The 19,390-nt window shown below is 60.2% G+C and carries 19 protein-coding genes and 1 pseudogene; 6 read left to right on the forward strand and 14 right to left on the reverse strand.

Annotated features, from left to right (window positions below; genetic code table 11):
* Window positions 1-35: 35 nt before the first annotated feature.
* Window positions 36-692 carry a tetratricopeptide repeat protein gene (locus M2427_RS14990; protein ID WP_280707130.1) on the reverse strand — a complete coding sequence of 219 codons (657 nt, stop codon included), beginning with the start codon at window positions 690-692 and terminating at the stop codon, window positions 36-38.
* Between the two features lie 189 nt (window positions 693-881).
* Here M2427_RS14990 and M2427_RS14995 point away from each other — a divergent pair.
* Window positions 882-1,208 (forward strand): annotated as a pseudogene (locus M2427_RS14995) (hypothetical protein).
* A gap of 225 nt (window positions 1,209-1,433) precedes the next feature.
* On the opposite strand, the gene M2427_RS15000 reads toward M2427_RS14995, so the two are convergent.
* The 9 genes from M2427_RS15000 to atpD are packed head-to-tail and all read right to left on the reverse strand — an operon-like array spanning window position 1,434 to window position 7,944.
* A complete protein-coding gene (locus M2427_RS15000; RefSeq protein ID WP_280707131.1) occupies window positions 1,434-2,300 on the reverse strand; it encodes a FoF1 ATP synthase subunit gamma in 867 nt (288 codons plus the stop codon).
* Window positions 2,297-3,838, reverse strand: coding sequence for a F0F1 ATP synthase subunit alpha (locus tag M2427_RS15005; RefSeq protein ID WP_280707133.1), 1,542 nt, complete (start codon window positions 3,836-3,838; stop codon window positions 2,297-2,299). Before M2427_RS15005 ends, M2427_RS15000 begins: the two co-directional genes overlap by 4 nt.
* A gap of 6 nt (window positions 3,839-3,844) precedes the next feature.
* Window positions 3,845-4,576, reverse strand: a complete 732-nt coding sequence (locus tag M2427_RS15010) for a hypothetical protein (RefSeq protein ID WP_280707135.1) — start codon at window positions 4,574-4,576, stop codon at window positions 3,845-3,847.
* A 3-nt stretch (window positions 4,577-4,579) separates the two neighbouring features.
* A complete protein-coding gene (locus M2427_RS15015; RefSeq protein ID WP_280707136.1) occupies window positions 4,580-4,822 on the reverse strand; it encodes a F0F1 ATP synthase subunit C in 243 nt (80 codons plus the stop codon).
* 9 nt (window positions 4,823-4,831) lie between these two features.
* Window positions 4,832-5,503: a F0F1 ATP synthase subunit A gene (locus tag M2427_RS15020; protein ID WP_280707138.1), complete on the reverse strand. Its 672-nt coding sequence runs from the start codon at window positions 5,501-5,503 to the stop codon at window positions 4,832-4,834.
* Window positions 5,503-5,811, reverse strand: coding sequence for an ATP synthase subunit I (locus M2427_RS15025; RefSeq protein ID WP_280707140.1), 309 nt, complete (start codon window positions 5,809-5,811; stop codon window positions 5,503-5,505). The genes M2427_RS15020 and M2427_RS15025 overlap by 1 nt, the downstream gene beginning before the upstream one ends.
* Entirely contained in the window at window positions 5,787-6,068 is a 282-nt protein-coding gene (locus tag M2427_RS15030; RefSeq protein WP_280707141.1) for an AtpZ/AtpI family protein, read from the reverse strand. Before M2427_RS15030 ends, M2427_RS15025 begins: the two co-directional genes overlap by 25 nt.
* Window positions 6,065-6,517, reverse strand: coding sequence for a F0F1 ATP synthase subunit epsilon (locus M2427_RS15035; RefSeq protein WP_280707142.1), 453 nt, complete (start codon window positions 6,515-6,517; stop codon window positions 6,065-6,067). Before M2427_RS15035 ends, M2427_RS15030 begins: the two co-directional genes overlap by 4 nt.
* Window positions 6,514-7,944, reverse strand: coding sequence for a F0F1 ATP synthase subunit beta (gene atpD, locus M2427_RS15040; protein ID WP_280707144.1), 1,431 nt, complete (start codon window positions 7,942-7,944; stop codon window positions 6,514-6,516). The genes M2427_RS15035 and atpD overlap by 4 nt, the downstream gene beginning before the upstream one ends.
* Window positions 7,945-8,039: 95 nt before the next feature.
* Here atpD and M2427_RS15045 point away from each other — a divergent pair, with 95 nt between their 5' ends.
* A complete protein-coding gene (locus M2427_RS15045; RefSeq protein ID WP_280707145.1) occupies window positions 8,040-8,189 on the forward strand; it encodes a hypothetical protein in 150 nt (49 codons plus the stop codon).
* Between the two features lie 586 nt (window positions 8,190-8,775).
* On the opposite strand, the gene M2427_RS15050 is transcribed toward M2427_RS15045, so the two are convergent.
* The 3 genes from M2427_RS15050 to M2427_RS15060 all read right to left on the reverse strand — a co-directional run bounded on the left by M2427_RS15050 (window position 8,776) and on the right by M2427_RS15060 (window position 11,324).
* On the reverse strand, window positions 8,776-9,246 hold the full coding sequence (locus M2427_RS15050) for a histidine phosphatase family protein (protein ID WP_280707146.1): 471 nt from the start codon (window positions 9,244-9,246) through the stop codon (window positions 8,776-8,778).
* Window positions 9,243-9,425 (reverse strand): hypothetical protein, encoded by a 183-nt coding sequence (locus tag M2427_RS15055; protein ID WP_280707147.1) that lies wholly within the window; start codon window positions 9,423-9,425, stop codon window positions 9,243-9,245. Before M2427_RS15055 ends, M2427_RS15050 begins: the two co-directional genes overlap by 4 nt.
* A 234-nt stretch (window positions 9,426-9,659) precedes the next feature.
* A complete protein-coding gene (locus M2427_RS15060; protein ID WP_280707172.1) occupies window positions 9,660-11,324 on the reverse strand; it encodes a divalent metal cation transporter in 1,665 nt (554 codons plus the stop codon).
* 1,115 nt (window positions 11,325-12,439) lie between these two features.
* Between M2427_RS15060 and mgtA the strand changes: the two genes are divergently transcribed.
* Window positions 12,440-15,070 (forward strand): magnesium-translocating P-type ATPase, encoded by a 2,631-nt coding sequence (gene mgtA / locus M2427_RS15065; RefSeq protein ID WP_280707148.1) that lies wholly within the window; start codon window positions 12,440-12,442, stop codon window positions 15,068-15,070.
* 420 nt (window positions 15,071-15,490) lie between these two features.
* On the opposite strand, the gene M2427_RS15070 is transcribed toward mgtA, so the two are convergent.
* Window positions 15,491-15,757 (reverse strand): metal-sensing transcriptional repressor, encoded by a 267-nt coding sequence (locus M2427_RS15070; RefSeq protein ID WP_280707149.1) that lies wholly within the window; start codon window positions 15,755-15,757, stop codon window positions 15,491-15,493.
* Between the two features lie 162 nt (window positions 15,758-15,919).
* Between M2427_RS15070 and M2427_RS15075 the strand changes: the two genes are divergently transcribed.
* The 3 genes from M2427_RS15075 (at window position 15,920) to M2427_RS15085 (ending at window position 19,129) form a co-directional block, all read left to right on the forward strand.
* A complete protein-coding gene (locus tag M2427_RS15075) occupies window positions 15,920-16,198 on the forward strand; it encodes a metal/formaldehyde-sensitive transcriptional repressor (RefSeq protein WP_280707173.1) in 279 nt (92 codons plus the stop codon).
* An 8-nt stretch (window positions 16,199-16,206) separates the two neighbouring features.
* On the forward strand, window positions 16,207-17,490 hold the full coding sequence (gene dmeF / locus M2427_RS15080) for a CDF family Co(II)/Ni(II) efflux transporter DmeF (protein ID WP_280707150.1): 1,284 nt from the start codon (window positions 16,207-16,209) through the stop codon (window positions 17,488-17,490).
* 940 nt (window positions 17,491-18,430) lie between these two features.
* Window positions 18,431-19,129, forward strand: a complete 699-nt coding sequence (locus M2427_RS15085; protein ID WP_348521925.1) for an MgtC/SapB family protein — start codon at window positions 18,431-18,433, stop codon at window positions 19,127-19,129.
* Window positions 19,130-19,390: the final 261 nt, after the last annotated feature.

A 19,390-nucleotide genomic window follows, 5' to 3' on the forward strand; every position in this document is an offset into this window, starting at 1 on the left:
TCCCTCGAACTTTCGTGTCAAATCGGGGGCGCACGTCATTTCGGGCGAACTGGATCCGTATTACCGGAGCCAAGGGCCTCTGCTCGGCGAAAATCCGCTTCCGCACCGACCCCGTCGCCCATTTTTGACTTGATCGTTCCGCGCTCGCGGATGAGAACCTGATTTTTCGGATCTGCTTTGATGACGACGTCGAGGTCGGCGATAGCACGGTCGAACAGACCCTTACGGCTATACGCCGCTGCTCGAGCACCAAACGCTGCGAGGTAGTCCGATTTCAGTCGAATCGCCTGATCAAAATCCACGATCGCGCGGTCTAACTCGCCCTTGGCCATCAACGCAACGCCGCGATTGTTAATGGCGACATAGTGGTCGGGCATCAGGCGAATGGCCTGATCGTAGTCCTCTATTGCGCGGTCCAGATCTCCATTTGCCCTGAACGCCAGCCCACGATTGTTGTAAGCCGCGACCAATTGGGCGACAATCCGCTCGCCTGCGGAGATGATCGCCGTGCATCCTCGGATGGGGCGATCAGACGATAGCTCGGCGGAACGTGCGCAGGTATCCCAATCTTCGTCGCTCAGCGCTGAAGCTGGCGAGGTGTAAAACGCGATTAGCATCGCAGTCATCGCTGCGCCTATCAGACCAACTCTGAGCGTTGCGCCGGCTGCAACTCTTGCGAGCGATTCTGTCATTGCCTGCACTCTTGCCGATTCGCGATTTCGGACGTTGTCGCTCGGTCTCGCTGTTTTTGGTGTGCGCCAATATGGCGGTTGGTAGCTGACATCTGACTGACATGGATCAACAGGATCTTGTCAGTCATCCTCTCAGGCGCGCGCGACGGTGGAGCAAATGGAAAGACGGCGGCTGTCGTCGGCAAGAACGTGCCGCCGAGGCCCGGATTGGCTCCGGCCGATGATTTGCCCGCCGAATACTGGCAGGCGCTTCTGGATGACCCGCGCGCCGACGGGGCGGATCCGGGCCGAGACGCACCCGGACGCGCGCTGCGGCTGGACCAAATTGCCAAGCATTTGCTGAGGGTAGGCTGCCGGCGGTGCGGCAGAACCGTCGAAATCCAGAAGGTCGATGCCGTCAGGATATAAGGTCGGGGCGCGATTTGGGGGGATGTCGGGCAGCGGCTCTTGGACAACAGCTGCACGCAGCGGACCGGGCGCCATGAGGAAGATGGCTGCTGGCCAGCGTTCGATTAATCGCCGGCACTACCGGAACTGGGTGCTGCCATGCCTCCGAAGTACCACCCGACTCCCCTCAGCGGCGGCGACCGCAAGGCGCTCGGGAAGGAGCTTGTCCGGGCGCGTGTGATGATGACTATCCTCGCCGGGTTGTACCAAATGCAGCACGGCCGGCCGCCGTCCCGCCGCCCACTCCGATCGGCATTCGGACCCTACGCCGGATCACAGTTAGCGCGCTTTCGACTAGCGAATGACCCGTCTCGACTCAACGTGCATAGCTTCTGCGCCGGCAATCAAATCGAGCAACTCCGAGGTGATCTCGGTTTGACGCGCCTGGCGCGCGTTTTCTTGCAATCCCGCGAGCTTCTTGCTGACATTGTCATGCGCCGACTCCATGGCGGCAAAGCGCGCGCCGTTCTCGCTTGCGATGGACTCGACCGCAGCCTCGGTCAGCAGCGCAAAGACGTATTCGGCCATCAGCTTTTCGAGCAGGGGGCGCGGCGGCAGATTGTGAAGGGGGACCTGGCACGATGGTTTGGCAACCAGCGTCGCCGTGTCGAATGGAAGCAATTGACGGCGCTCGATCGTCGGTCCGGCGCCTTGACGGTAGCGGCTGAACATGACGTCGACACGCGCTATTTCGCCATGCGCCATTCGCGCGTAAATCTCACTCGTTACACGGCTGACCGTATCGGGCGCTCCCGACGGACGAGTCGCCATGGGCCTCGTCCAGGCCACCTTGCGGCCACGCTCGAAAGCGAGCGCCGCCCCGCGGCTCCCTAGAACAAAGAGCAGATCAGCGGGGTCGAGAATCGCCTCGGCCGCCTCAAGCATCCTCTCATTGAAGCCGCCGACGAAGCCATGCTCGGCAGCGCACACAATGAGGGCGCAGCCCCTCTGCTGCTGAGGCGTCTCTGTGACGGGCTGCGGCATGAGCAGAAGCGCGCTACCAATTCCGGCCGCCATCGAATCGGCGTAGCTACGAATACCGGGAAGCGCATGCTGCGCTTCCTGCACCCGCATGCCGGCGAGCGAACGCATTGCGCCCACGATGTCGTGCAATTCGTCCATGCTCTTGATATGGCTTTGGATTTCCGAAAGGCGCGTCATCGCGCTTCCCCCTGGTAGATCTTCCCGCCGACCGATTGGGCCAGGGCGATCAGACTCTCCTTGAGCCGCGCGCGAACGGTGTCGGCGAGCGGCTTGGCGTCGTCATCGAGCGCCCGAATCTCGGGACAGTGTTCCCCAAGCCAGTCAGCTAGGCCGGCTCGAAACGCGTCGATGCGATCCTGCGGCAGGGGATCCAACACACCGTCGGCAACGGCGCACAGCAGCGCCACATGTTCGCCCAGCGACAGCGGCGCGAACTGCCGCTGGCCGAGAACGGCACGAATGCGCCGTCCATGCTCGATAACCTTGCGGGTGCGCTCGTCCACCATGGTCCCGAAGCGGGTGAACACTTCGAGCTCCAGAAACTGTGCATATTCGAGGCGCAGACTCTCGGAGAGGGCTTTCAAGACGGGCGCTTGCGTCTTGCCGCCGACACGGGAGACGCTCTTGCCGATATCGACCGCGGGTTTTTGATCCTCGTAAAAGAGGCGCGGATCGAGGTAGATCTGCCCGTCGGTGATTGAGATCAGGTTGGTGGGGATGTAGGCGCTGATATTGCCGGCTTGCGTCTCGGCGATAGGCAGCGCAGTCAGCGAGCCGCCGCCGTGCTCCGGGCCCAGCTTTGCCGCTCGCTCCAGTAGCCGCGAATGGATGTAAAAAATATCGCCCGGATAGGCCTCTCGACCCGGTGGTCGGCGCAAGAGCAGCGAAACCTGCCGGTAACAGGCGGCGTGTTTGGTCAGATCGTCGAGAATGACCAGCACGTCGCGTCCGCGCTTCATGAAATATTCCGCCATGGTAAAGGCCGAATAGGGCGTGAGCCATTGCAGCCCGGGTGGAGCGTCAGCTTCGCCGACAACGAAGATGCATCGCTCTGGCGCACCATATTGGCGCACGGCGTCGATGACGCGGGCGACTGACGATGCTTTCTGTCCAATTGCCGCATAGACGCAGATCATGTCACTGGATCTCTGGTTGATGATCGTATCGACCGCTATCGCGGTCTTGCCTGTCTCGCGGTCGCCGATAATAAGCTCACGCTGCCCGCGGCCGAGCGGAATCATCGCATCGACGACGAGCAGCCCGGTCGCAAGGGGCCTAGTTACCAGCGCGCGATCAACGATAACGGGTGCCGCCTGTTCCACGGGCGCGAGTTGCGCGCCTTCAATCGCGCCCTTTCCGTCAAGTGGTGTCCCAAGCGCATCAACCACGCGGCCGAGCAGCGTTTGGCCCACCTGAACGCGGGCCACCTCTCCAGTGCCACGGACAACACTGCCGGCCGCAATGCCGGCGGTGTCTCCCAAAAGGATGCAGCCGATGGCATCATCCCCAAGATCGACGGCAAGGCCGCGTACGCCGCCTTCGAAGATGAGCAATTCGTCCAGTCGTGCTTGCGGGAGCCCTGCGACCATCGCGACACCGTCGCCGATCTGAAGAACACGCCCGATATGTTCGAGATGCGGGACCAAAGGCAAAGCTGCGAGCCTTTGCCGGCTCTCCTGTGCCCAGTTTTTCAACTCCTCAACGAGGTCGGCCATGGGAACCTACTTCGTCCACGTCGCCGCAAGCGCGCTCTGCCACGAGAAGCGCAGAATCGCGGTCGGAAAATGCAGTTCTGCGCCCGCGATCAGGGCGGGATCGACTACGAACGTCATGCCGCCTGCGACGCCAAGGGACTGGCGCAACCGCGCGTTCCACTGATCGGCCGTCGCCGGGGGCAGGGCGCAGGCGGTGACGATCGTCAGCGGTTTGCCGTCGGCGAGCTGACGCACCAAAGCATCGCGTTCGGCTTGCGGCATTGCCTTCAGATGCTGCTCGATCCGCTCGATCCAGGCTTCCGCGCGATATTGCATGGGTACCTCCGCGAGGAGCCTCTGGGCGAAGTCGGCGCCGAGATCGAGGGCCAGCCGGCGCGCCTCATCGAGCGCGCTTTCGCGCTCGGAGGCGAGCGTCTTGCGCGTTGAATCCATCAGGGCCTGCGCGTCGCGTTCTGCCTGCACGCGGCGCGCTTCGGCCATCTCCTGCGTTTGGGCCGCTGCCGCCTTAAGTGCTGCCTCTCGTTCGGCCGCGATGCCAGCGCGCTCGGCTTCGACCGACGCCAGCTCCGCTTTCGCTTTCGCTTCGACATCCGTGACGGTGTCGAACTGTCGGCGGACCTCCGCTTTCCGCGCATCGATCATGGTCAGCACCGGCTTGTACAGAAACCGGTGCAGCAGCCAGACCAGGATGCCGAAGTTGATGGTCTGGAGACCTATGGTCCACCAGTCGAGGTGCATCACTCACCCGGCGTATGGATTGGCGAACAGCAGCAGCAACGCGACGACAAGGCAGTAAATCGCCATGGTCTCGATCATCGCGAGGCCGACAAAGAGCGTGCGCGATATCGTTCCGGCCGCTTCCGGCTGGCGCGCGATGGCGTCCATGGCTGCAGCAACAGAGCGGCCTTCCGCGAGCGCCGGGCCAATTGATCCGATCGAGACCGCAATGACAGCGCCGATGATCGAAATGAGCTTGAGATCCATTGAGCCTCCTTAGCCCTTCGCGACGCTGCCGACCGCGGCGCCGATGAAGACGGTTGCGAGTACGGTGAAGATGTAGGCCTGTACGAGGCCCACCAGAATCTCGAGCACCATGAGCGGGATCGGGACAAAGAGGCCGGCGAGCGCTACCACGAGACCGATGATGAACTCGCCGCTCATGATGTTGCCGAACAGACGCACCATCAGCGAAAAGGTGCGAGTGATTTCAGAGAGAATATTGAGGGGCAGCATGATCAGCTTGGGCTCGGCGAAGCTGGCGAGATAGCCGCGCAAACCGCGTGCGCGCACCCCGAAGTAATGCACCGAGAAAAAGACAATCAGCGCCAGGGCCGCCGGCGTCTCGATCTTGCTGGTTGGCGCCTCGACGCCGGGGAGTACACCGGAGAGGTTGGCGACCACCAGAAAGATAAATAACGTGCCCAGCAAGGGCAGGAACGGCCGCGCATCCTTGCGAATGACATCCTCGATCTGGCCGGCAACGCTGGTAACGATGCCCTCAAGCACCGCCTGCCGCCCGTCGGGCAGGATCGCCAGACGGCGCGTGGCGAACCGGCAGACGAGAGCCAGCGCAGCCATGATGACCCACGTTGTCACCACCGGACGCGTGATTGCCACCGGACCAATATGAAAAAGCAGCGTGCTAGTGAGGGGCGAGGATTGCATCAGCCCGCCCTCCTTTCCGCGCGCAGCGCCAACGCGCGCGCCACCAGGAACCCGGCAAAGCCGCTGAGCAACGGCGCTGCTCCGAGTTTCGCCGCGATGAGCAGGAAGCCGGCCGCAGCGCCGACACGTACCAGCGTCAGGGCCACTGGACCAAGCCAGCTATCGCTGCGGACAAGCAGCGTCACGCTGCGCTTGAGAGCCGCAAAATACGCCAGCCCAAACATCAGACCCGCAAATGCCGTCAACAGCGTGAGTTCGGGATGAGTGATCAAACTGGTACGGATCATGCGCTGTGCATCCTCTTCCACGCAAATGTGCAGCCCGCCGCCAGACCTGCCACGAGCAGGCCCAGGGTCCAGAAGATCCCGCTATGGAAGGTCCGGTCGAGCCAGCGACCGACGAAGATGCCCAGCAGTGTCGGAACCACGATGGTCCAGCCCAGTGCTCCGATCATGGCGAGGTTCTGGCCCAGCGACCGTTCGCCCTCGCGCTGCCAGCGCTCACGGCGTTCCTGCCGTCTTCTGACCGCCTGTCCCAGTCGCTCGTGATTTTCGGGCTGCTTCATGACTCCAACCCCTCCAGTGACACCGGGCCGGCCAGCCGCGGCACGGGGACGGAACGGTCGGGCCGCAGGAAGCGGTAGATCTGCCGGATCGCTGCGAGATAGAGGCGCTGCGCATCAGTGCGCGCCGTAACCTCCTCTTCGCTGCGCCGCCGAAAGCCTGCGAGCACTTCGGTTTCGAGACGGTGCAGATCATCTTCGGCCACGGCTTCGCGCGTCGCAATGGTAATTGCATTCCCGCCGTGCACCGCGAGCATGCCGCCGCGCACCGCGATGTGATGCTCGCCGCCACCCTCATCGCGCCAGCTCAGGACCGAGATTGCCAATGCCGTGAGAAAATCTGCATGCCCGCGCAGAATGCCGAAGGCGCCGGTGTCGTCCTCGGCGCGCACATGCACGACGTGGTTAGCCTTTGCGATGATCGCCAGCGGCGTGGTGACCGTGAGTTTCATGGCATCGCCTTGGCGCTGGCACGCTCGCGCTCTCGTGCTTCCTCCAGCCCGCCGATCATATAAAGAGAGCTCTCAGCCCAGTTGTCGGCTTCACCATCGAGAATGGCGCTGCATCCGGCCAGTGTGTCGGCAACCTCGACCGCTCGCCCTTCCTTCCCGGTAAAGGCAACTGTGACCATGAAGGGTTGCGTCAAAAATCGCATGAGGCGCCGCGCGCGCTTGACGGCCTGACGATCAATGGCGCTCAGCTCTTCGATCCCAAGGAGCGCAATAATCTCTTGAAGATCGCGATAATGCGCGATCGTTTTGCGTACCTCCTGTGCAATCCGGTAATGCACTTCGCCCACGAGTCGCGGATCCAGGAGAGTTGAGGTTGAGGCGAGCGGGTCGACGGCGGGATACATGGCCTCGCTTACCATCTCGCGCGACAGCACGATGGATGAATCGAGATGGCTGAAGATTTCGGCGACGGCAGGGTCGGTGAAATCATCGGCCGGAACATAGACAGCCTGAATTGAGGTGATCGCTGCGCCGGCAACCGAGGCGATGCGTTCCTGCAGTTCGGCGATCTCGCTGGCGAGCGTCGGCTGATAGCCAACGCGCGAGGGCAGACGCCCGAGGAGGCCCGACACTTCGCCACCGGCCTGCACCAGGCGGTACACGTTATCGATCAGCAGAAGCACATCCTCGTGTTGCTCGTCGCGAAAGTGCTCTGCGATGGTCAGCGCCGTGAGACCCGCGCGCCAGCGCGCGCCGGGCGGTTCGTTCATCTGACCAAAGACGAGCGCGGTTCGCGGAAGCACACCGGATTGCTTCAATTCGAGCAGCAACTCGTGCCCTTCGCGCGAACGCTCGCCGATGCCGGCAAACACTGAGATTCCAGAGTAACGTTCGACCGTCGTACGGATCAATTCCATGATCAGCACGGTCTTGCCCACACCAGCGCCGCCGAACATCGCGGCCTTGCCTCCCTTGACGAGCGGGGCGAGCAAATCGATGACCTTGATCCCGGTGTGGAAGATTTCCTGAGAGGCGCCGAGCCGGTCCAGTGCAGGAGCGGACGCATGAATGGGACGAAAAACTGTGCCTAGGGGCAGCTCGGGTCCGCGGTCTGCGGGCTCACCGACGGCGTTCAGCAGACGCCCGAGCACTGCATCGCCAACCGGTACCCGGACGGGTGCGCCCAGGGGGCGCGCGGACACGCCGCGGCTAAGCCCGGCCGTATTGCCGAGCGTGACGGCCCGGATTGTCACGGGATCAAGATGCTGCTGGACCTCTGCCAGCAGGGGCGTGGGTTCATCACGGTCGATCGCGATGCCCTCATTGAGGGCCGGCAACACCCCTTGGGGAAACCGGACATCGACGACCGAGCCATGGATCGCGGTCAGGTGCCCTGAGACCTGCGTGTCATGCGATGCGCCCGCCATTGCCCGTTTTCGCTTGCTCGCTCCAAACTTTAAGCTTCTCACGCCAACACTTGGCGTCGTTGACGTAAGTCAAGTGTTTGGCTTCGGAGGGTCCGATGGCGAGCCGCGACGTACTGACAGTGGGCAATCGTCTTTTGATGAAGCGCGAGCCACTAATGCCGGGAAGGCTATTCCTCATTAAGAAGCAATTTTCTTTGCGGGCTCCAGATCTGCAAGCCGTGCCGGTCTACTACGTAATGATCTGAACCCAAGGTTTCAGCGGCTTCGAGGGATTGAAACGTCTGCATGGTATGGCCGTGGTGAGTCGCGACGCGAAACGGAGCGTGTAGATCATGACCCTCCCTGGCTTGTCCAAGCAATTTGCGCAAGCGAGCTGTTACTTGACTTAGAATCCAGCTTTCCTAATCACCGACACCAATTGCAGCACGACCCGCGATGCCCAACGACGTCCTTGATTGTCCATTTGCGCAAAGAGTCAGCATTCTAAATTAGTCCCTCATCAATGCCACAATCGATCTTGATCCAAATCAAACGATGCGAAATCCATTGTAAGTATCTTTTTTTAGGGGTCGGGAGACGGATATGTCGACCGCTGTCGTCATTATCTACCTAGCGATAATTGTTGCGTGGGCCTTTGTGGCCACGACTTGGGCCTGGACTTCGGCAGATTCGGATTCGCAGACCAATTCCAAACACTCGAATTCCCACCGGCGACTCCAGACGAGTGACAAGGAATCCAAGTATCGGTCATAGCGGGCGGATCGCTAGAGCTTGTTGCGATCAAGGCGGATTGTAAGCGGCGGATCGTTTGCAAGTAACAACTTTTGCAATTCAAAAGGGTTCGACCACCTTTCGGACCGCTGGCTTTTCGCCAATGAAGTTCAGTTCTACGATCAAATTGAAGACTTTCGGATCCCACAAATCCGGATAATCGCCATGTTTCGCCCCGAGCGCGTGCGCGAGCGAAGGCAAATGTTTATGATGCCAGCAAATGAGAATTAATTGGCCCTGATAGCGAGAGTTCTTCAAGAGTTCAGCAGCAAGCGCTGGGTAATCTTGATCCGCGAATCTTAAGTCGATAGGTACTCCGAAAGCTCTTGAAAGTGGCTCGATTGTCTCAAGTGGTCGTCGACTGTGATCTGAGTTGGCCGACGCGAAAAGAAATGCGGGTATACCAAAGGTCTTTTCAATAAATCCGACTAGATGCTTCGCGCGCTGATGGCCTTCTTGCGACAAATTCGGATCCAGCGGATGATCAGGCTTTTCAGCGTGACGCATTAGTAAGATTCGACCCGACGTCATTGAAATTTCCGTTCGTTTTGAATCATTCGAAACATCGGGTCGACGAGCTGATCGCCCTCGCTCTCGATCGATCGCTTGAGATTGTCCGCCATGTGGCGGTCGGGATTCATGTCGAGAAGAATTGCACCGGTATCGCGAATAAGCCCAAACGACCAGCGCGCTCGCCGCTCCGCACTCACCTCGAATCCGGACGATCCGGATCCTGAAGCGGAGCAAGCACAGCCGCCCGTGATCTCCGTCGGCGCCGCGCTGTTTGGGCAATTAAACATATCATATAAAGAGTGAGATGCCCGCCTGGACAGTCACGCGTGGTCTTGACCCGGCTCATCATACCGAATGGGCGCTCGGTCGTGTTGGAGCCACCCCGGCGCGGATGTCGCGGGATATCGCAAGCTCGCCGAGACAATGGCCCCCTACGCGCCTGCCGTCGCGAGCTGAAAGATGCGCACCAGGACCAGGCCGCCGGCCAGGACGAGATAGCCGCGCAAAACGATCATCCAGATTCGGCTGAGCAGGCTCAGTCGGGCCGGGGGCAATTCGCCGAGCGGCGGCATCCGCCAGTTGTCATAAACATCTATCTTTTGCTTAGCTTGCTTAGCGTTGACCTGAGCGCTGACCCGGTGACGGGAAAGTTCAAAAAGCTTTGCGCCGACGGTAACAAGGATGCCCAGAACGCTGCCGCCGACCAGGATGCCGACGATCCATTGCTCGTTCATGTCCGGGAAAAGCACGGAAGCGGTGAGAATGATCGACAGCATCACCAGCACCGCGACGACGGCTCCAGTGAACAGGTTAAGTATCCGCGAGTTCGCCCAGGGGCCAAGGACCGCCTTGTCATTACACAAGAGCAGCAGGAACACCGTGGCGCTCGGCAGCAAGACGCCGGCCAGCGTCTGCACGGCGTTGGTCAGCAGTCCAAGTGGCGTTCCCGGTGTCAGCACCAGCACGGCCGCGATGACGATCAGCGCGAAATAGACGCCGTAAAAGCCTTTCGCGTCGGACGGCTTGCGATGCAGCGAGTGCTTCAGTGAGAATACGTCCCCGATCGCATAGGCGGTGGACAGCGAGACGGCGGCGGCGCCGACAATGCTGGCGTCCAGCAGGGCGAGCGCGAACAGCACTGCCGGCAGCCGGCCGGCGTATTTCTCCAGCCCCATCGCCGTCCCCAGCGCGTCCGTATAGTTACCGAACTCCGGCCGTCCCGCGAAGATCCACGCCGAGAAGCTCATCATCGCCACTGCGCCAAGGACGACGAGCGCGATGCCGAGACAAAGGTCCCAGCGCTCGTAATGGATGAAGCGCGGCGTGATCCGTTTGTCGATGAGATAGCTCTGCTGGAAAAACAGCTGCCAGGGCGCAACCGTAGTGCCGACGATGGCGATGATCAGCAGCATCACTTCGCTGAGATTTCCGTCCTTTGGCAATTTCGGTACGAGGAAATCGGTCGCGATTTGCTCGACCGGCGGGTGAACCATCAACACGATGGGCACCAGAAGCAGGCTGCCGAACACCAGGAAAATCGCAAACCGCTCGAAACGACGGAAATTGCCGGTGCTCACGGCGAGCATCACGATCAGGGCAGAAGCCAGCACGCCCCAGAACTGCGGCAGACCGAGATAGCGCAGTGCCAAGCTGATCCCGATGAACTCGGTCACCAGAGTCAGCGCGTTGAGCAGAAAGAGGTCGATCACGCTGAACGCACCCCAGAACTTGCCGAAGCGCTCAAAGATCAGCCGCGCATGGCCGACCCCGGTCACTGCGCCAAGCCGCACCACCATTTCCTGGTTTACGTAGAGCACCGGAATCAGCAGCATCAGCGTCCACAAAAGCGTGGTGCCGTAGTTCTGGCCGGCCTGGGTGTAGGTGCCGAATGCACCCGCATCGTTGTCGCCGACCATGACGATCAGGCCCGGTCCGAGGATCGCGACCAGCGTCTTCCATCGCGCCCAAAATCCCTTCCGGGGTCCATGATCGTGGTGCCGGATGGTGCCGAGGGCCCCGTGAATATCGCCGATATGAGCCTCGTCGAGCACGGCGGCTCGGCTGACCTCTTTGTGAGTGGGATTAATCATGTTCATGCATGCACCTATACGGCCCAATTCCGGCTTTCCGGCTAGATGGCGATCTGGTCGAGCGCGGTCATTTGACCGGTGTTCGGGACAAGTGGAGGACTGCCCCAGTGCCATGGCCGGGCTCGCTTGCTGTCCGACTGGTCGGCAGTGGCTGCAAGCTCCCACCGGCATTCCAGACGCGTTCCGTCGGGTGCTGGAAACCATTGACATGCCAGAGCCTGGCGGCGACGCAGGCCCCGGCTCCCGAGGCGGCAAAACCCCGACCGGTTGTCATTGGAATGGATTGGCTGGAAACACACCGGTGCGCTCAGCGGCTCCTTCAGCCACAGCGCGACAAACCGGATCTTTGCGAGTCTTTCGAACATCGCTCACCTCCACTTCCGCGTTCTGCGGCAGGCCGGTGAGGATGGAGGCGGCGCTAGGCGCGACCTGCAATTCTCACGCGGCCGCAGCCGACGCGATCGATTTTCATGTTCTGCGGCATCACGAACCCCACAATGGGGCGGGTCATGCCAGAGATGGTACTGCCCATGGTTCCTTTCGGAGCCTTTCGACTCCGCTCAGATTGCCTTCGGTTCTCAATGCGGTTCGGAACGACGGGTTCCGGCCACAGATCGGCCCGTACGCCCGTTCGCCGACCGTGTCAAGCCAATTTAGCTATCCTCCGTGGAGGATGCTATTATCCTCTGGGGAGGATATGCTTGGGACCTTGAGTGCCGGGCCTGCTGCTTATTTGCAAATGATTGTCGATACGACTGGGATGTAAAATAGTGAAGCGATAGGCCGCGGGGACGATGCGGATTTTCAACATTGCGGCATCCGAGCACACATGCGGCATGACCGGATCAGCTCCAGGGAAGAGCGGAAGGGCGATCAGACGAAACACCGCCCCTTCATGCCGCGGGTTGGGACTGAGACCATTCGTTCAGATGCATCCTTTGGAAGCTGGCGAAAGGCTGCGCTACCTGTCCTTCCTCCACCGAGAACGCTTGGGCGACCTGTGACATTTCCGTGACCCCGCGGCGGCGCCCTGGAGTATCCAACCGTTTGATCTCCCGCAAGATGGTGCGACGCAATGATGATTGTATGGCTCTTGCTATCCCTCAGCCGGATACGAGCCCATGCACTTGCTATCGAAGCCGACGAAGAAGATTGATCACCACGGTGGAGACGCGGCGGCAAGCGACGGCTGGCTTGCCGCAATGAGTCGCCTTGAGCCCCGCGAAGCCTGCGCGAAGATGGGGTCGACGCCGGAAGGGATGTTTGCTGCCGAAGCAGCAGCGCAGCTAAAGAAGCTTGGACCTAACCTCGTTGCGCGGGAACGCAAGCCGACCATTCCCGAGGAAATATGGAATCGCGCGCGCAATCCTTTGAACGCGTTGCTCTTGACGCTGGCAATGGTCTCTTATTTCTTGGGAGACGTACGCGCTGCAATTGTGATTGCTGCGATGGTCGTGCTGGCCATTACAACAGCCTTCATCCAGGAGCACCGCTCCAACGAGGCTGCGGCCCGGCTGCGTGCCATGGTTCACACGACTGCCAGTGTCAGGCGCAGGCCCAGCCAATCGGATGATCCGTTCACCGAGATTCCTATTGATCATCTCGTGCCGGGGGATGTGGTGCGGCTTTCAGCCGGAGACATGATTCCGGCCGATCTGCGCCTGCTCGAGGCCAGGGATCTGTTCGTCAATCAGGCCGTCCTGACGGGCGAGTCTATGCCCGCCGAAAAGTACGGCCAATCCTGCGCGTCAGTGAACGAGGACCCTCTCGACCTGCCGAACGTCTGTTTCATGGGAGCGAACGTTGTTTCCGGTTACGGTACTGGCGTGATCTTGAGAACCGGCCAGAGCACCTTCTTTGGCCAACTTGCCCACGAGATTGCAGGCCGCCGCGTTCCGACCGCTTTTGACCAGGGCATCAACAGGTTCACTTGGCTGATGATCCGTTTCATCCTCGTGATGGTTCCTACCGTTTTTCTGATCAACGGCCTAACGAAGCACGATTGGTTGGAGGCCTTACTTTTCGCCGTAGCAGTGGCCGTCGGCCTCACGCCTGAAATGTTGCCGATGATCGTGACCGTCAATCTCGCCAAAGGCGCGATCGCAATGTCGCGCAAGAAAGTGATCGTCAAGCGGCTGAATGCCATTCAGAACTTCGGGGCGATGGACGTGTTGTGCACCGACAAGACGGGCACTCTCACGCAGGACCGAATCATTCTCAAACGGCACATCGATATCGAGGGAAATGACTCGGACGAGGTGCTCCAGTACGCGTTCTTGAACAGCCATTTCCAATCCGGGTTGAAGAACCTCCTCGACAAAGCCGTGCTGGCACATGCTGAACTCGATGAACGATTGCGGGTCGACGGAGGTTATTCGAAAGTCGACGAAATCCCCTTTGACTTCGAACGGCGGCGCCTCTCCGTTGTGGTGAAGCGCGATGGCACGAAACATCTGCTCATTTGCAAGGGCGCCGTAGAGGAGATTTTCACCGTTTGCTCGAGCTACTGCCTGGATGGCGAGGTGGGTCGACTCGACGAAACTCATTTCGAGACAGCCAAAGAGCAGACCAGAGTCCTAAATTCCGACGGATTTCGCGTCGTTGCGGTGGCCTACAAGGAGATGGACCCGTCGAAGACGGTGTATTCACTTGAGGATGAGGCGGACCTGACGCTTCTGGGATACATTGCGTTTCTGGATCCGCCGAAAGAAAGCGCAAAGGAGGCGATTGCGGCGCTGGCGCAAAGAGGGGTGCAGATCAAGGTACTCACAGGCGACAACGAGGTCATTACCCGCAAGATTTGTCACGAGGTCCAACTGGAGGCAGGCGAAATTGTGCTGGGCAGCCAAATTGGCCCGATGAGCGATACCGAGCTGGCCAAGGTCGCCGACCGCACGACGGTTTTCGCCAAACTGAACCCTGAGCAGAAGGAAAGAGTCGTACGGGCGCTTCACGTCAAGGGACACGTAGTTGGATTCCTCGGCGACGGCATCAACGACAGTCCGGCGCTAAAAGTCGCGGACGTCGGTATCTCCGTCGACACTGCAGTTGATATCGCAAAGGAGTCCGCAGACATTATCCTACTCGAAAAGAGTCTCCTCGTTCTTCAGGAGGGTGTAACGGAAGGTCGCAAGGTTTTTGCGAATATCACGAAGTATATCAAGATGGGCGCGAGTTCGAACTTCGGGAACATGTTCAGCGTGCTCGGGGCGAGTATCTTCCTGCCGTTCCTGCCGATGGCGCCAATTCAGGTCCTGACGAATAATCTGCTTTATGATTTCTCGCAGACGACGATTCCGACCGACAACGTCGACGATGAGTATGTGGCCTCACCCCGAAAGTGGGACATAGGCAACATATTCAAGTTCATGATCTTCATTGGACCAATCAGCTCGATATTTGACTACGCGACCTACGGCATGATGCTCTTTGTCTTCGATGCCTGGAATAACCCGCCTCTGTTTCAAGCCGGATGGTTTGTCGAATCGCTTCTGACGCAAACGCTGATCATTCACATTATCAGGACGGCCAGGATCCCTTTCATCGAGAGCCACGCAAGTCCTGCACTCATCGCAACGACGATAATCATCTGCACGATCGGCATGACGTTGCCCTTTACCTGGGCGGGGGCAGCCTTGGGATTCGCGCCATTGCCGTGGGCCTACTGGCCGCTCGTGGCGGGCATGCTGCTAACGTACGCAGTACTTACACACTTCGTAAAAGTCTGGTTCACGCGAAGATGGGGCCTTTGATATGTCTGATCCGAGTTGACGCCTGAGGCACAATGCTTAGCGCTCATGGCCCCACTGCCAAGTTAGGACGACTAGCCTTTCGGTTAGCGGTCGTACTCGTTCTGTCTTTGCTCTGGTCCGGAGATGCACCTGCGCGGGCGGCCGGTCTTCTCAGCTGCGTGCTTGGAGTTATCGTGCTGTGGGCCGCCTACTCAACGGGGGAGAAGTTCGCCGGTTCTGGTCTTAATCGTTGGCACGAAGGTGCCTTTCTCGTGATTCTGGGAGGTGTGCTGCTAATTTGGTTTGGCCGCGAACCCAGCCCAGGCGGAACTTCGACAAACCCCACCGCGATTGTGACGTCGTTGGGCGCAAAGTCGCTTTACATAGGCCTGCGGGCACCCGGCAGCATGCGCCTTTGAATCGCGCGGCTGCGCCTTGGCTCTACAGATATTTCGCAATCAGCTTGAAGTCCTTCAGCGCTGCCTGGCCTTTCGAGCCGTGTGCCTTGAACGACCGTTCCAGGCTGTGGCTGATATGGTCATGGATCAACGCCTTCTTCGCGCTTTCGATGGCGCTCTCGACCGCCTGCAATTGCTGGGCGATCTGAGCGCAAGGCCGGTTGTTTTCGACCATTTCGATGATGGTTTCGAGATGACCATTGGCGCGCTTGAGACGGCGCGCAATAGCCGAGTGCGGATGATCCGGCATCTGAGTCTCCTGCAAGGCAAGATACCAGCGATCCTCCGGGGAGGATAGGGCCGGCCGATGCTCCTTGAAATGACACCCGATCGGCCAATTGCGGCGTGCGGCCACCGGTTCGTCGACCTCACGGGGTTGACATCGGATAGGTGGGTACCCTATTTTTTCTGCATGACACATACGGTCAGAGAAAAGAAAAAGCTCATCGCGCGGGTTAGTCGCATTCGGGGGCAGGTCGAGGCGATCGAGCGAGCCTTGGCGGAAGAAGCGGGATGCGACCGCATCATGCATATGATCGCCGGTATTCGCGGGAGCGTCGCAGGCCTGATGGCCGAGGTGGTCGAGGACCACATCCGCACCCATCTGGTTGACCCACAGAAGAATCCCGGCGCGCTCGACAGCGAGGCCGCGGATCAACTCATCGAAGTCGTCCATAGCTATTTGAAGTGAGGCATCTCATGCCGGAAGCCAGTTCCCTGTTTCAATTCGCGTCGCACGATCATGTCTTTCTGGGCGCCGATCATGAGCGCGCCGAACGCCGGACCTGGGCGGTTATCATCCTTTGCAGCGCCATGATGATTGTCGAAATCGTCGGCGGCGCCATGTTCAGCTCGCTCGCCCTGATCGCCGATGGATTGCATATGTCGACGCATGCCGGCGCCTTGCTTCTGGCTGCTCTGGCCTACACGTTTGCCCGCCGTTATGCCTATGACCGTAGTTTCACTTTCGGCACGGGCAAGTTCGGCGATCTGGCAGGCTACAGCAGCGCTATCGTGCTCGCGATGATCGCCATCCTGATCGGCTATGAGGCCATCGATCGCTTCCTGAACCCGCTTCCGATCCACTTCCGTGAGGCCATCCCGATCGCTGTCATTGGGCTTGCGGTCAACGTCGCGAGCGCCTGGCTGTTGTCCGGTGGGCATGATCACAGCCATGGTCATGGCCACAGCCATGGTCACGGTAATACCCATGATCACGATGAAGGACCGCGCCGCATTGAGTTGGGCGGAAGCGCCTACCAAATTGAAGTCTTTGAAGACAATGTGCCGCCGCGCTTTCGGATAAGACCAGATACGGGTGTCCTGCCGAATGCCTCTGCGTTGACGATCGAGACCCTCAGGCCGGACGGCCAGCGCCAGCTCTTTTCCTTCGAGAATAAGGGCGAGTTCCTCGAGTCACGCGAGGAAATTCCCGAACCTCATGCTTTTGTGGCCAAGGTCCGCCTCGCGCACGATGCCCAGCAACATGAGGGTGGGCTGGAATTCGAGGAGCACGATCACGGGGCTAACCATGGTGCGCACCACCGCGACAACAACATGCGCGCCGCGGTCGTTCATGTCATGGCGGATGCGGCCGTTTCCGTTCTGGTTATCGTTGGACTTCTGCTGGCCCGTGCCTTCGGTTGGCTTTGGATGGATCCGCTCGCCGGTTTGATCGGCGCACTTGTCATCGCCAATTGGTCGGTCGGGTTGCTGCGAGATACTGGTGGTATCCTGCTCGATCGCACCCCCGATGCGCGCATGATCGAGAAGGTGCGCTCGGTCGTGGAAAGCGAAGGCGACCGGGTCACCGATCTGCACCTCTGGCGCCTTGGGCCGGGGCATCTCGGCGCCATCGTTTCGGTCGCAACCACAACAGCGCGCGACTCGGCGCATTACCGGCAAAGGCTGGCCAGGCTGGCTGATTTGTCGCATGTCACAGTGGAGGTCCAGCGTCCGCAATCGTCAACTTCGCGATTGTAGAATTGGCCCTGATGGGTAGAGCGTGATCCGAGCAATCATCAGAGGGGGCCGACGTTGGACAGCAATTGGAGCATTTCGCCTGGCGGAGCTCAGCTTGCACTACGCATTCAGTCTTCACCGGAAGCGCAAGATCTCTCATAACAGTCTTCGAGCCGTCTTGTCTGGGACGCGCTGGCTGCAAAGGCTCGCAACCATGGTCGCTTTCGGCCATCGGCGAAAGCCATCGAAAAACCAGATGTGACGATTATTGAGCACGTCGTTGTGTGGTGTTGACCTTCACACGATCCAAAGGCGTGTTATCTGACGATCCTCCCCCGGGGATAGCTCATCGTGCTTGACACCTCTACGCGTTAGGCCTATGTGCGCGAACGTGGTTCCCGCCTCGGCGGGGCCGCATCTCAATCTGAAGAAAGAGCCATGGGCAGTACTCGCAATGGCAGCGCTACTCCGGTGCATCGGACCGGACCCGCGCTGCCGCAAGACATAGCTATCGCGACGGCCATGGCCGTGAGGATCGGCGACCGTAGATAGGCGGTCGCGTTTGCTCACCGGCCTGCCGCGCGAAGCGGAAGTGGAGGTGAGCGATGTTAAAGACACTCGCACGATTTCGATTTGCTGGGTCCTGGCGCCATGCGCCCGGATTGCCGCCGAACCACACGTCTCGCCGGACGATCCAATCTGCCCGTTGGCTTAAGCGGCGCGGACCCTAGCGTGATCAGGGCCGCCATCGGGGAGGCGCGACGCTGGGCGGCGATTGCGCTGTTTCGGCTGGCCAGCCAAGGCTTGCGCTGCGCGCGGATGCTTCACGGGCGGGGCAGGATTTCACACGGCAGTCTCCTACTTCTTCTATCAGGGACACGGCTGCTGGAGCGGCTCGGAGCCTGGTTGGCCGTGGGCCACCGGCGAAAGCACAACTAAGTTGAGCGGGATATTCGACGTGATCGCATCGATTGATCAGGCCATCATCAATCTTGGCGCAGCAACCCTGATGGGAGCGTGCATTGGCTTCGAACGCCAGTGGCGTCACCGGATGGCCGGTCTGCGCACCAACACGCTGGTCGCAATCGGCGCAGCGAGTTTTGTCGTTTTCGAGAGCTTATTCCCTGACGACGGCAGCCCCACGCGGGTGGCGGCGCAGGTCGTCTCCGGCATCGGCTTTCTCGGCGCGGGAATCATTTTCCGCGAAGGACTTCAGGTCAGCGGGCTCAACACCGCAGCGACATTGTGGTGCTCGGCGGCTGTTGGTTTGCTGGCGGGAAGCGGCCATCCGCTCCATGCGGCCGTTGCCACAGGCTTTGTCATTCTGGTCAATCTGGCCTTACGGCCGCTGGTGCGCTTCATCAACCGGCAGCCGATCTCTCAAGTTGAGACGGAGCTCCAATATCTCGTTCGCGTTGTCTGCGGTGGTTCAGAAGAGGCGCATGTTCGCGCTCTGCTCCTGCACGGCACCAACAACGGCCAGCTCAGTCTACGGCGGCTGGACAGCACGGATCTTGAGCAAAGTGGGCGAGTCGAAGTCACCGCGCAGCTCACCGCGCAGTCGAACAGCGGTGCAATCCTGGAACAGATCGTGGGCCGGCTTAGCCTCGAACCGACCGTTTCGGCCGCAAGCTGGAGCGTCGGGCCTGTCCTGGAATAACGGTCGTTGAAATGTAACAGTGAGAGTGCAGACTGATGGTGCGTTTGGGGGCAACAATGAAGCTCAGGCGCTCGCGGCGGATCTGCTGGTGAAAGCGCCAGTATCGAAGGCCGTCTACGATTGGACCGGCTTCTACGTCGGCGGCCATTTCGGCTATGGCGGCGGCAGCCTGGGCGCTGACGCCAATCCGCTCCCCTTGCAGGGCGTGTTCTTTCCGCACAGTGCCACGGGACTGATCGGCGGTTATCAGATCGGCTACAA

It is taken from the genome of Bradyrhizobium sp. BR13661, assembly GCF_029892425.1.
GTDB lineage: Bacteria > Pseudomonadota > Alphaproteobacteria > Rhizobiales > Xanthobacteraceae > Bradyrhizobium.